This window comes from Pseudomonas sp. RC10, assembly GCF_038397775.1.
GTDB lineage: Bacteria > Pseudomonadota > Gammaproteobacteria > Pseudomonadales > Pseudomonadaceae > Aquipseudomonas > Aquipseudomonas bambusae.
On the sequence record NZ_CP151650.1, the window covers coordinates 6021250 to 6034087 of the forward strand.

Annotated in this window: 14 protein-coding genes; 5 read left to right on the plus strand and 9 right to left on the minus strand. The window is 58.6% G+C overall.

What is annotated here, in order from left to right; all coding sequences use genetic code 11:
• Nucleotides 1-76: 76 nt before the first annotated feature.
• From cgtA to rplU, 3 genes are all read right to left on the minus strand, one after another.
• A complete protein-coding gene (gene cgtA, locus AAEO81_RS27100; protein WP_166598373.1) occupies nt 77-1300 on the minus strand; it encodes an Obg family GTPase CgtA in 1224 nt (407 codons plus the stop codon).
• A 246-nt stretch (nt 1301-1546) separates the two neighbouring features.
• Nucleotides 1547-1819: a 50S ribosomal protein L27 gene (gene rpmA / locus AAEO81_RS27105; RefSeq protein ID WP_166598372.1), complete on the minus strand. Its 273-nt coding sequence runs from the start codon at nt 1817-1819 to the stop codon at nt 1547-1549.
• 36 nt (nt 1820-1855) lie between these two features.
• Nucleotides 1856-2170: a 50S ribosomal protein L21 gene (gene rplU / locus AAEO81_RS27110; RefSeq protein WP_093464734.1), complete on the minus strand. Its 315-nt coding sequence runs from the start codon at nt 2168-2170 to the stop codon at nt 1856-1858.
• Nucleotides 2171-2411: 241 nt separating this feature from the next.
• On the opposite strand from rplU, the gene AAEO81_RS27115 reads away from it, so the two are divergent.
• Together AAEO81_RS27115 and AAEO81_RS27120 are read left to right on the plus strand one after the other, a co-directional pair.
• Nucleotides 2412-3380 carry a polyprenyl synthetase family protein gene (locus tag AAEO81_RS27115; protein ID WP_341960103.1) on the plus strand — a complete coding sequence of 323 codons (969 nt, stop codon included), beginning with the start codon at nt 2412-2414 and terminating at the stop codon, nt 3378-3380.
• 281 nt (nt 3381-3661) lie between these two features.
• Entirely contained in the window at nt 3662-3904 is a 243-nt protein-coding gene (locus AAEO81_RS27120) for a hypothetical protein (RefSeq protein ID WP_341960105.1), read from the plus strand.
• 118 nt (nt 3905-4022) lie between these two features.
• Here the strand turns inward: AAEO81_RS27120 and AAEO81_RS27125 are convergent, their stop codons facing one another.
• From AAEO81_RS27125 to AAEO81_RS27145, 5 genes are all read right to left on the minus strand, one after another.
• The gene (locus AAEO81_RS27125) at nt 4023-4640 is read right to left on the minus strand and encodes an FKBP-type peptidyl-prolyl cis-trans isomerase (protein WP_166598369.1); all 618 of its coding nucleotides are present in this window, start codon (nt 4638-4640) and stop codon (nt 4023-4025) included.
• A 99-nt stretch (nt 4641-4739) separates the two neighbouring features.
• The gene (locus AAEO81_RS27130; protein WP_341960106.1) at nt 4740-5045 is read right to left on the minus strand and encodes a DUF6482 family protein; all 306 of its coding nucleotides are present in this window, start codon (nt 5043-5045) and stop codon (nt 4740-4742) included.
• A gap of 273 nt (nt 5046-5318) precedes the next feature.
• Nucleotides 5319-5807: a TIGR00645 family protein gene (locus AAEO81_RS27135; protein ID WP_166598367.1), complete on the minus strand. Its 489-nt coding sequence runs from the start codon at nt 5805-5807 to the stop codon at nt 5319-5321.
• A gap of 183 nt (nt 5808-5990) precedes the next feature.
• Nucleotides 5991-6323 (minus strand): hypothetical protein, encoded by a 333-nt coding sequence (locus tag AAEO81_RS27140; RefSeq protein WP_166598388.1) that lies wholly within the window; start codon nt 6321-6323, stop codon nt 5991-5993.
• 185 nt (nt 6324-6508) lie between these two features.
• Nucleotides 6509-8941 carry an AAA family ATPase gene (locus AAEO81_RS27145; RefSeq protein WP_341960107.1) on the minus strand — a complete coding sequence of 811 codons (2433 nt, stop codon included), beginning with the start codon at nt 8939-8941 and terminating at the stop codon, nt 6509-6511.
• A gap of 282 nt (nt 8942-9223) precedes the next feature.
• On the opposite strand from AAEO81_RS27145, the gene AAEO81_RS27150 reads away from it, so the two are divergent.
• Together AAEO81_RS27150 and AAEO81_RS27155 are read left to right on the plus strand one after the other, a co-directional pair.
• Nucleotides 9224-9712 carry a DUF3015 domain-containing protein gene (locus tag AAEO81_RS27150; protein WP_166598365.1) on the plus strand — a complete coding sequence of 163 codons (489 nt, stop codon included), beginning with the start codon at nt 9224-9226 and terminating at the stop codon, nt 9710-9712.
• A 75-nt stretch (nt 9713-9787) separates the two neighbouring features.
• Nucleotides 9788-11647, plus strand: coding sequence for a DUF4105 domain-containing protein (locus tag AAEO81_RS27155; RefSeq protein WP_341960109.1), 1860 nt, complete (start codon nt 9788-9790; stop codon nt 11645-11647).
• A gap of 375 nt (nt 11648-12022) precedes the next feature.
• Here AAEO81_RS27155 and AAEO81_RS27160 read toward each other — a convergent pair whose 3' ends face one another.
• A complete protein-coding gene (locus tag AAEO81_RS27160; RefSeq protein WP_341960111.1) occupies nt 12023-12220 on the minus strand; it encodes a heavy-metal-associated domain-containing protein in 198 nt (65 codons plus the stop codon).
• Nucleotides 12221-12374: 154 nt separating this feature from the next.
• Here AAEO81_RS27160 and AAEO81_RS27165 point away from each other — a divergent pair, with 154 nt between their 5' ends.
• Entirely contained in the window at nt 12375-12755 is a 381-nt protein-coding gene (locus AAEO81_RS27165; RefSeq protein ID WP_341960113.1) for a hypothetical protein, read from the plus strand.
• The last annotated feature ends 83 nt before the right edge of the window (nt 12756-12838 follow it).

Below are 12838 nucleotides of genomic sequence, written 5' to 3' on the forward strand. Positions count from 1 at the left end.
CCTTAAGCCAGAGAGTACAAATCCAAGATACTAAAACGCCGCTGATTTCAGCGGCGTTGTAGTTTACTTCAGTCGATCACTCACGGACGTAAATGATTTCCGGACCGTCTTCATCGTCCTCGAAATCTTCATCCCAATCATCATCGCCCATATCATGCACGCTTTTGACGCCACTGCGGCGCAGTGCACGCTTGTCGTCCAGCGCCTGCAACTGTGCGCGGGCCTCGTCTTCAATGCGCTGATCCAGCTCTGCCAGCTCTTCGGCATAGGCCGGGTCATTGGCCAGACGATCAGCGCGATCCTCCAGATAACGCATGATGTCGTGACTCAGACGCTCGGTACCCTGCTTGGCAATCGCCGCGATCATGTACACCGGGCCGGTCCAGTTCAGACGCTCGACGATCTGCGCCTTGACCGCTTCATGCTGATCTTCCGACAGCATGTCGCACTTGTTCAGCACCAGCCAGCGATCGCGATCCGACAGCGCCGGGCTGAACTTGACCAGTTCGTTGACGATCACTTCCGCCGCATCGGCAGGATCACTTTCATCCAGCGGCGCCATGTCGACGAGGTGCAGCAGCAGGCGAGTACGCGCCAAGTGCTTGAGGAAGCGAATGCCAAGACCCGCGCCATCGGATGCGCCTTCGATCAGGCCCGGGATGTCGGCGACGACGAAGCTCTTCCAGCGGTCAACACTGACCACGCCCAGGTTCGGCACCAGCGTGGTGAAGGGGTAGTCGGCGACTTTCGGCTTGGCAGCCGATACCGAACGAATGAAGGTGCTCTTGCCCGCGTTCGGCAAGCCCAGCAGACCGACGTCCGCCAGCACTTTCATTTCCAGCTTCAGGTCACGCTGCTCACCCGGCTTGCCCGGCGTCGTTTGACGCGGTGCACGGTTGGTACTGGATTTGAAGCGGGTGTTGCCCAGACCGTGCCAGCCGCCATGAGCCACCAACAGGCGCTGACCGGCTTTGGTCAAGTCACCGATGATTTCCTGGGTGCTGGCGTCGATCACAGTGGTGCCGACCGGAACGCGCAGGACCAGATCTTCACCCTTGCGGCCGGTGCAATCCGTGCTGCCGCCGTTCGAACCACGCTCGGCATCAAAATGACGGGTATAGCGATAGTCGACCAGGGTGTTGAGGTTTTCGTCGGCGATCATGTAGATCGAGCCGCCATCACCGCCATCACCACCGTTGGGACCACCGTTTTCGATGAATTTTTCGCGACGGAAGCTCATGCAACCGTTGCCGCCGTCACCGGCCTTCACCCGAATGGATACTTCATCAACAAATTTCATAACGCACGCCTCCCGTCACAAAGACGAGCAAACAACATAAATTCATAAGGCTCTTGCAAAGATGAGCGTTGCGATACCGATCAAAAACCAGCGACTTCACACCACAACGGCCCACACAAACAGCTTTGCAAGAGACTCACCAAAAACCAAAGCTTCTACAAACGAAAAAGCCCTGTCATCGACAGGGCTTTTTTGCTCGGATAGCGTGAGCGCGAGAACGCACCCGAACCACCCGAGACTGCAAGATTATGCCGCGGCTTGAGCCTTAGGCACGATGCTTACATAGCGACGACCGAAGGCGCCTTTGACTTCGAACTTGATCACGCCTTCGACTTTAGCGAACAGAGTGTGATCTTTGCCCATGCCAACGCCGTAACCAGCGTGGAATTGGGTGCCGCGCTGACGCACGATGATGTTGCCCGGAATGATTACCTGGCCACCGTACATCTTGACGCCAAGACGTTTGGCTTCTGAGTCGCGACCGTTACGGGTACTACCACCAGCTTTTTTGTGTGCCATGAGTTCAATACTCCTATTAGGGTATCAGGCTGAAATTCAGGCCTGGATACCGGTGATTTTGATCTCGGTGAACCACTGGCGGTGGCCCATACGCTTCATGTGGTGCTTACGGCGACGGAACTTGATGATGCGGACTTTATCGTGACGACCTTGGGAGATCACTTCAGCCACAACGGTAGCACCGGCAACAACTGGAGCACCGATATTGACGTCGTCACCGTTGGCAACCAGCAGAACGCGGTCGAAGGTCACGGTTTCGCCAGTAGCGACTTCCAGCTTTTCAATTTTCAGGTATTCACCTGGGGCGACTTTGTACTGCTTGCCACCGGTAACGATTACTGCGTACGACATGGTATTTCTCCGAAAATCCTGCTCACCCAGCGCTTTATAAGAAGAGTATCGGCTGGCATGGCTGCATGGGGCTGGAAAGGCTCGTCATGCAATTGCGTAAGGCAGGTGCTGCCCAGGAAAGTTAGGGTGCGCGATTGTACGCAAGCCGCGAACGCCTTGCAAGCGGCGTTACGTCACGCCTTGACAGGGTGGGGCCTGCGACCTAGCATGCCGCGCAACCCTTCTGGAGCACGTCTCGCTGATGCAACCCCAAGCCTTCTACCGCGCTGTGGCGGACGACTTTACAGCCGTCGACCACATTATCAAGAAGCAGCTGACATCGCGCGTGCCGCTGGTCTCGAAAATCGGCGACTACATTACCTCAGCTGGCGGCAAACGTCTGCGTCCGTTGTTGGTGCTCCTGTGCGGCAAGGCGCTCGGCAGCGGTGGCGACAACCTGCGCCTGCTGGCGGCGACCATCGAATTCCTGCACACCGCGACCCTGTTGCACGACGACGTCGTTGACATGTCCGGCATGCGCCGTGGCCGTTCGACCGCCAACGCCATGTGGGGCAACGCACCCAGCGTTCTGGTCGGCGACTTCCTTTATTCCCGCTCGTTCGAAATGATGGTCGAGCTGGGTTCGATGCCGGTCATGAAGATCCTTTCGAAAGCCACTCGCGTCATTGCGGAAGGCGAAGTGTTGCAACTGTCCAAGGTTCGGGACGCCAGCACCACCGAAGAAACCTACATGGAAGTGATTCGCGGCAAGACGGCCATGTTGTTCGAAGCCTCGACCCACAGCGCCGCCGCCCTGGCCAATGCAAACCATGACCAGAGTGAAGCGTTGCGCACATTCGGTGATCATCTGGGCATCGCGTTCCAGTTGGTCGACGACCTGCTCGACTACCGCGGCGACGCCGAGACTATGGGCAAGAACATTGGTGACGACCTGGCAGAAGGCAAACCGACCCTGCCCCTGATCTACACCATGCGCGAAGGCACGCCCGAGCAAGCAGCATTGGTGCGCAAGGCGATTCAGAAAGGCGGCCTGGAAGACCTGGACGCCATTCGTGAAGCGGTCGAGAAGTCCGGCTCGCTGGACTACACCGCGCAACTGGCCCGCGATTACGTCGCCCGTGCCATCGCTTGCCTGGACGTGCTGCCTGCCAGCGATTACCGCGATGCGCTGATCGAACTGAGCGAATTCGCCGTCGCCCGCACGCACTGACACGCGCACCGCCTCACCAGAAGCCCGTCCTCGTGACGGGCTTTTTCATGCCCGGTAGAGATCCCTGTAGGAGTGAGCTTGCTCGCGATAGGGAATGCCAATCACGTATTCATCAACGGACTCAGCGCCATCGCGAGCAAGCTCACTCCTACAGATTTCCCGCTCGCCGGAAAGAATGCCCTGAATCCACCCGCCACCAAAATGGGAATTAATCTCAAATAGATCCTTGCTATTCTTCAGATAAGAATTATTCTCATTGAAACATTTCAAGGAGAACGGACATGACCTATCTGATCGACGCATGGCTCGATCGGCCACACCCTTACCTGCGCATCCTGCATCGCGAAACCGGAGAGGTTTGTGCCCTGCTGGAGGAAGACGCGCTGGATGAACTGCGGGATCAAGGGGATCTGGACGTGAACAGCCTCAGCTCATGCGAACCGGGGATTCAAAAGGAGATGGTGCGCAGCCTGTTCCTGTTCTGCTATGCCCGAGCGTTGCGCCCGGCATGCGAACTTCACTGATCAGCTGCAAGTGGCAAGCGACAAGCCGCAAGCTTTTCGTCGTCGACTGTACGATCAGGGCCAGTCAACGACGCACTGCTTTTAACGTGAAGCTCAACACTTGCAGCTTGCCGCTGTTTTAGAGGACGTCGAGCAGTTCGACGTCGAACACCAGCACGCTGTGCGGCGGGATGCTGCCAACGCCTTGAGCGCCGTAAGCCAGTTCGCTCGGCACGTGCAGGCGCCATTTGCTGCCGGCTTTCATCAGTTGCAGGGCTTCGGTCCAGCCAGCGATCACGCCGCCAACCGGGAATTCGGCCGGCTCGCCACGATCGTAGGAGCTGTCGAAGACGGTGCCGTCGATCAGCATGCCGTGGTAATGAGTACGCACGTTGCTTTCGCGGGTTGGCTGAGCGCCATCGCCTTGGGTGATCACTTCGAACTGCAAACCGGAATCCAGCGTAGTGACGCCTTCACGCTTGGCGTTTTCGGCCAGGTATTCCTTGCCAGCGCCTGCAGCGGCTTCGGCTTTTGCGGCGGCTTCAGCTTGCATGATTTCACGAATGACTTTGAAGCTGGCCGCCATTTCTTCCTGGCTGACACGGCTTGGCTGACCAGCGAACGCATCGGTCAGACCGGCCAGGATGGCGTCCAGATTGACGCCCGGTGGCGGGTTGTCACGCAGTTGGTCGCCCAGTTGGCGGCCAATGCCGTAGCTGACGCGGGTTTCGTCGGTGGACAGATTGACTTCGGACATGCTGCTGCTCCGCTTGATGAACGCCCGCAGGCGCCCTGAACTAAAAGGCCGAGCAGCCTAGCACATCTGCCCTCCGCACCCTAGGCAGCCAACCCGCCGCTACCAGGCCGAGCGAATAGAGATGGGAACGCGCACGACCTGTTCCTCGGTGTCGCGGATGCCACACATCTCGTCGTGAACCACGGCGTGCACCAGATTGAATGGCATACGCGAGACCGATTGCAGCACGTCCCTGGCGTGTTCGACCGAGCGCAGGTGCAGGGTTTTTCCCTGGGCATCGTTCAGCGGATGCGCAGCGCCATGCATGCGCGCTTCGAGCAGGTAAATGCCGCCTTCCATGGAGATAAGGTTGAGTTCGTCGATGTGGCCGGCACTGGCGTGAGCCGTGAGTTCCTGAAGATTCATGAGAGAGTCCTCGTTGATTCAGGCGTTGAGTGAGCGAAAAAGAAGTCTTGCCCAGTCTGGCTGAAGTACAAGGAACACAAGGCGCCGCTGGTCATTTTCTGTTCAAAGCGCCCACACCCACTGTAGGAGCCAGCTTGCTGGCGAAGGCGTCGTATCAGACGGCTCGTTCGCCACTGCCCCACCGTCTTCGCCAGCAAGCCGGCTCCTACAAGGATTCACTCAGCCCCACCGCCGGCATGCGGTGCTGCTAGGGCGTAATAAGCTATCCGACCATCAATGCTTGGTCAGCTTGTCCAGATAGCCCATCGCAAACGCCGATACCACGAAGGTCATGTGAATGATCACGTACCACATCAGGTATTGGGTTTCGATGTTTTTGGCGTCCATGAAAACCCGCAGCAGATGAATGGAAGAGATCGCGACGATGGACGCGGCGACTTTCATCTTCAGGGAAGACGAGTCCATTTTGCCGAGCCAGTTGAGCTTTTCCTTGTCTTCGTCGATGTCGAGCTGGGACACGAAGTTCTCGTAACCCGAGATCATCACCATGACCAGCAGACCGCCCACCAGCGCCATGTCGATCAGCGACAGCAGCACCAGAATCAGGTCGGACTCCGCCAGGGAAAACACATTGGGGATAACGTGAAAGATTTCCTGAAAGAACTTGAGCGCCAGCGCCAAAAGTCCCAGAGACAGGCCAAAGTAGATCGGCGCCAACAACCAGCGCGACGCGTACATGGCATTTTCGATAAACCGTTCCATTGAAGCTCACAGGTAATTGAAAGCCCGCGAGTATAGGGTCAAGGTTTGTCGACACAAGCGTTGAGGACAAGAAATGAAACAATTAACTGGAGTGACTGTGCGCCAGTAGCCATCGGCGAACTCCACGCTACAACCCTGATGATCAGGCCTACCACGGGGCGTTCGTCGATGTGTCGGAGCGTGTCAGTTAACCGGAGAGGTTCGCTGACCGTGAGCAGTGTCACCGTTGATCCGTCGTAACTCACCCTGCAGATGAAGACTCCAGATCGGTATTTCTTCCGCGGTCTGATAACCATGAAGGGTCAGGCTTTCGGCAATCGCGTCCAATACGGACTCGGCGGCGACCGGGCCATGAAACGGACCCTGAGCCTTTAACGCGGAAGGTTGTTCTCCGGACATCCCGGCGGCGAACAGCAAAGTCCACATACCGTTATCGCCGGACAGAGGGCGAACCACACATTCGATACGGGTCTCAAGACCCAGACATTGGCGAGTAAGACAGAGGCTGCGCGGCATGGCGAGCTCCTCATTGATTGCAGTATTCATTCCCTTGGAACAGCGAAGGAAACGCGTCAGTCCCTTTGACAACTGCTGCAACACGACAATATCGAAGAAATACCCCACAGGAAAAGCGTAAAAACAAAAAGGGCGCCGAATGGTCATTTTGCCATCAAACGCCCTGTTTCATTGACGTCAAACCGTCAACTTTTCAGTTCGGGTTGTAATTGTGGCGCCTCTTTTTCGAGCTCTTTCAGGTCTTCTTCGCTGAGCATATCTGCGATATCGCGCAGACGATCCACCACCCGGCCATTGACCGAATTTTCCGGGAACTGCCCCTCTTCATCCGCCTCGCCCACCTCTTCTCCGACAAGCAGGCTCAGCGCCTCGTCCACCTGACGCACGGCATAGACATGGAACTGCCCCGCACGCACGGCTTGCAGCACACGCTCGTCGAGCATCAGCGTGGCGACGTTGGCCTGCGGGATGATTGCGCCTTGATCGCCTGTCAGACCCCGGGCTTCACAGAGTCGGAAAAAGCCTTCGATCTTCTCGTTGACGCCGCCCACGGCCTGCACTTCACCGAATTGGTTGATGGAGCCGGTAATCGCGAAACATTGCTTGAGCGGCGTTTTCGACAACGCCGAGATCAGCGTGCAGACCTCGCCCAGCGAAGCGCTGTCGCCATCCACGTAACCGTAGGACTGTTCGAGGGCGATGCTCGCGGAAATCGCCAGCGGGAATTCCTGCGCATAACGGCTGCCCAGATACCCGGTGAGAATCATCACACCCTTGGAGTGAATCGGCTGACCGAGGTTGACCTCACGCTCGATGTCGACGATGCCGCTGCCGCCCGGATAGACCGTCGCGGAAATACGCGCTGGCACACCGAAGGCCGAGTCGCCGACTTCCAGTACGGTCAACCCGTTGCATTTGCCGACCGCTGCGCCTGTGGTGTCGATCAGGATGATCCCGGCAAGCATGTCGTCGAGAATCCGTGCCGAGACGCGACCGGTGCGTGTGGCTTTGGCCTTGAGTGCGCGCTCGATATGGCCCGCATCCGTGCGCTCGTCGTTGGCCAGGCTGCGAATGAAATCCGCCTCGCTGACCAACTGAAACAGATCACCGATACGCGCCGACAAACGCCCCTGATGCTCCGCCAGCCGAGCGCTGTAGGTCGCCAGACGGGCGACGGCATCGGCGGTCAACGGCGCCATACCCTCTTCCGAGGTGCGCGTTTTCAGCAACTGCGCGAACTGCTCCAGACTCTCGTCGACCATCGGGATGTCTTCGTCGAAATCCACCAGCACCCGGAACATCTCCTGGAAGTCCGGATCGAGGTCTTGCAGCGTGTAATACAGTGAGCGGGCGCCAATGATGATGACTTTGACCTGCAATGGAATGGTCTGCGGCGTCAGGGTCACGGTCGCGATACGGCCCAGCTCGCCCAGCGGCGATTCCATCTTGAGCTTGCGCGATTGCAGCGAGCGTTTGAGGGCGTCCCACACGAACGGCTCGCTGAGCATTTTCTCGGCTTCGAGAATCAGGAAACCGCCGTTGGCCCGGTGAAAAGCCCCCGGACGCAGTTGGCGATACGTGGTGTACAGCGCGCCTTGGTCGGTGCTGTATTCGATACGCCCGAACAGGTTGTCGTAGGTCGGGTGCGGCTCGAACACCACAGGCGCCCCGCCGCTGGCTGAATGACCGACCACCAGGCTCGGGCAGTATTGCTCTTCCAGCAGCTTGCGCGCCTGAGCGTCGGTCTTGCTGTCGTCGACCAGTTGCTCGACCACCGTTTTCAGCAGGTTGACCTGCACAGCCTGCAGGTACGCGCAAACGGCGGCATTCTCGGCGTACTGCTCCGAGAGCGGCGCCAGCAGCGGTTGCAGGGCCAGAATGATCGTCTCTTCATTTAGCTGACGCATCTGGTTGTTGGACTCGCGCTTCCACTGCGGCAGGCTGGCGAGCTCTTCATTCAAACGTTCTTCCAGCGCCGAAATATCGGTGTGAAAACGCTCGCGCTCGGCTTCCGGCAATTGTGAAAACTCGGCCTCGTCCAACGCCTTGCCTTCCAGCATGGGCGTGAAGGCGATGTTGGTGCTGTCGCGATACAGCGCGATGTCCTTCTCCAGCGCCAAGCGCTCGATCACGTCCAGTGCCTTGTCGTAGCGCTGATTGAAGGCACGGTCGATGGCGCTTTTCTTTTGCTGGTAAGACGGGTGCTCAAAGACTGCAGGAAAAGTCGACAGCAGGTTGTCGATCAGTCCGTTTATGTCGGCGATGAACGAACTGGCGCTGCCCGGTGGCAGTTCCACGGCGCGAGGCTCGCGCGGTTCATCGAAGTTGTTGACGTAGACCCAGTCCGACGGGGTCTGCATGCGCTTGCCCTCGGCCTTGAGGTAGCGCTTGACGAACGAGAAGCGGCCGGTGCCGGGCTCACCCATGACGAATACGTTGTAGCCGGGGCGCGGCATGGCGACCCCGAATTGCAAGGCCTCGACTGCTCGCTCCTGGCCGAGTACGCCGCGAAAGGGTTCCAGATCGTTGGTTGTCGTGAAGCTGAACTGTTCAGCGGAAAAGGGGCGGGTCAGCGCCTCGGGCGCAAGTCGCAGGCTGGCAGCTACAGAATCGGGCATCGGACATCCTTACATCAGGCGGGGCAGATGGGGGCATTCTGGCGCTCGCCGCACCAGACTGGCAAGGCAAGAACTCGCGCAATCGTTTTCTTGTTGAGGAAGCGACCTACAAGCCCCAAAGGCCGGGGGCTACAGACAACAAACTGCAATAAACCACGGAACGTTCATATCGTGCCTAAACTCCAAGCTGCGCGGTCGGTAACAAATCGAATAGCCGGCCCGACCTGACGCCCGTATCGGTCAGGACTCCGACCCTTGGTTGAAACAACAGAGACTAACGCTATGAAACGGATTCTTCTTGGTACTCTCCTCGCCGCTGCATCCCTGAACGCCATGGCTCAAGCCCCGGGTGGCCCAGATTGCGGCTGGGGCAACATGCTGTTCGAAGGTCAACGCGGCACCCCGGCCCACTTCCTGGCTTCCACCACCAACGGCACCTCCGGTAACGCCACCTTCGGCATGACCTCGGGCACCAACGGCTGCTCCACCAACAGCGCGCTGACGTACGGCGGCAAATCCTGGTTTGCCATGAACGGCATGATGGACGAGCTCTCCAAAGACATGGCGATGGGCCAAGGCGAAGCACTGACCACCTACGCGGTCGTGCTGGGCGTTGCACCGGAAGACCGTGCGCATTTCGCCGCCGTCACCCACGAGCACTACACCCAAATCTTCAACAAGGCAGACGCCACCGCTGAAGACGTGCACACCAACACCATCGACGTCCTGAAAAACGATCCGACTCTGGCCAAATACGCAACCCAAGCCTAAAGTCGTGCCACCTGCCTCCCTGTCGGGAGGCAGGCTTTTAATGCCTTCCGCCTCTTTTTGATTAGTTGCCACTCTATGCTCAAACGCCTTGCCTGGCTGGTGCTCTGTGTCTGCGCCCCGCTGTCCGCCGCGCCTCACGTCGATAACGAACGTTTGCAGCAACTGGCCGATTCCCGGTTCTGGATCGCGATCGGCCACTATGAATCCGGCAAGCTGGGTGGCTGGCGCAGTTATGTCGATGACCCCAAATTCTTCCTGGCCACCCATGGTGCCCATGACCCTAAAGCCGAGCTGGCCGCGACCCTCGAAGCGATCTATCGCCCGGTCGTGCAAGGCAAGGAAGACCTGCACCCGCAATGCGTCTATCCCTCGCGCACGCGTTTTCTGCGGGACGAGCTGAAGCTCACTGACCTGCCCGCCGTGGACTGCAAAGAATTCAACAAGTGGTTCTCCGATGTGGCGCCGGACAGCACGGTCATGATCTTCCCCGCCGCATACCTCAATAGCCCGTCGTCGATGTTCGGCCACACGCTGCTGCGTATCGACCAGGCCAATGTGCAGGCAAACAAAACGGCGTTGCTCAGCTATGCGATCAACTTCGGCGCCTACATCGAAGGCTCCGACAACAGCATTCTCTACGCCTGGAAAGGCCTGATGGGCGGCTACCCCGGCCTGTTCGCGCTCGTGCCGTATCAGGAAAAACTCTCCGAGTACCGTAGTCTCGAAAACCGCGACCTGTGGGAATACCGCCTGAACCTGACGCCGGAAGAAACGCGGCGCATGGTCGAGCACGTGTGGGAACTCAAGCAGATTCGCTTCGGCTATTTCTTCTTCGACGAAAACTGTTCGTACCGGCTGCTGGAGCTGTTGCAGGTCGCGCGCCCGAGCCTGAACCTGACACCGCAATTTCAGCTCACGGCCATTCCCACCGACACTGTGCGGGCTGTTAAAGAAGCCGGTTTGGTCGAGAAAATCGACTATCGCCCCTCCAAGGAACGCGAACTGCTGAGCCGCGCCGAACCGTTGAATCACGATGAGAAACAGTGGGTGCTGAAGGTGAGCGCCGACCAGAAGCAAATGCAGACGCCGGAATACCTTGCGGTGCCGAAAGAACGCCGGGCGTTGATTCAGGACGCAGCCTATCGATTGGAGCGTTACCGCGCCAATGGTGAGGAGCGTGACGCTGCAAGGTCGCAACGCAGCTACGACCTGCTGCGGGCGATCAGCACCAACCCGCCGCCTGCGCTTGATATCGAGCGTCCGGGTTTGCCTGAAGACGGCCACGAATCGCGCACCTGGCAGTTGGGCGCAGGCACGCGTGACGATAAGGCCTTCGCGGAATATGGGTTGCGCATGGCTTATCACGACCTGAACGACAACGCTTACGGCTTCCCGCTCGGCGCGCAGATCGAGATTCTTCAGTTAAAGCTGCGCCAGTACGAGAACAACAAGTGGCAGGTGCAGCAACTGGACCTTGCGACCATCCGCTCACTGACGCCACGCAACGAACTCTTGCAGCCTTGGTCGTGGCAGGTCGCAGGCGGTCTGGAGCGCGTGTTGGGTAAGCATGGCGACGAAAATCTGGTGAGCCACGTGAACGGTGGCGCGGGCGGGACATGGAAGCTGGGGGATGACGTGCTGGGCTTTGCGCTGGGCACGGTGCGCATCGAGCACAACAATGATTTCGACGCGCTCGTTTCGCCTGCTGCGGGCTTTGACAGCGGGGTACTGTGGCGCAATCCGCTGGGCAATTTGAGTCTTGAGGGCAAGGGCGATTACTTCACCAACGGCGAAGTGCGACGCACGATCAGTCTGAACCAACAGTGGGAATTGTCGCGAAACCTGGGCTTGCGGTTGAGCGCCCAACGCGAGTTCAGCGAGCTGACGTCGCCGGTGAATGAGGTGATGCTGGAGTTAAAGTGGTATCACTATTGAGGCGAGAGGCCTTACCCATTGCTATCGCAGTGTGTCTGACACGCCTCGGTCGCCCGGTTTTGCTGCCGCTTCGCGCCAGATCGCAGGCAAGCCAGCTCCCACGCCTTGCAGAAGCAAAAGCAAAAGCAAAAGCAAAAGCAAGCAGACAGGCGGGCGGGCGACGCGATTCGGGCTCTTGATTCTGGCCGAAGGCCGTGGGAGTTGGCTTGCCTACGATCTGCTGCGAAGCAGCAGTAGAACCTGACAACGCGATCTACCTGACCCGCCACGCGTGCCGGGTTTGCTATCACTGCGCAATGGATCGCAGGCAAGGTAGAGCCCCACCCCGGCAGCTCTTACGCCTTCGGCAGAAGCAAGAGCAGACTGGCCGCGCACTCACGCCACCTTCGCGGTATACCCCTCCTCCACAATCAACCCGATGATCTGATCGGCCGGCAGTTGGCTTTGCACGACCATCTCACCTTTGGCCAGGTCGATCTGCACGTCGGCACTCGGGTCTTCGCCTTTGATCGCGTTGGTGACGGCGCGCACGCAGTGGCCGCAGGTCATACCTTGAACGTTGAAGGTTTGCATGTCGTGACTCCTCGATTGAGTGAAACCCGCTGAATGTCGGCATGTTCGACCTTCCCATCGGGGCAAGGTCAAGTTTTGATTGAATCTGCCGGGCTGGTATTCGGTCGTGCTCTGAGCCAAAGTGTTTCATCAACGTACATCAGGAGAATCGGCCATGGGCGGGTCTGCCTTTCGCATCGCAGGTTTTATCGGTCTGCTGGCCTCCGCATCCTGGGCTCAGGCGGACGAAGATTATGGCGTGCTCATCATTTCCCGCGAACGGCTGGAAGTCGCCACGTCCTGTGAAATTGGCATTTATATGCAGGATCAACTCGTCGGCCGCCTGTTCCAGGAAGAGTCCCGCTCGTTCAACCTGCCCGCCGGTAACATCTCTGTGCGCCTGCGTGTGCTGCCCGGCCAGATGCCCGGTTGCTCACCCGGCATTGAAGCGCAGAACAACACCGCCCTGCACATCAACGCTGGCGACGTTCTGAAGTACCGTATCGCGTCGGGGCCGAACGGCATGTACCTCAAGCGCGCCGAGTTGAATTACTAAGCCTGAAAAAGCACACCCTCCTTCGCTCAAAAATCGAGACTTGACCTTGCCCACGTGGCAAGGTTGATCCTTGTCGGCAATTG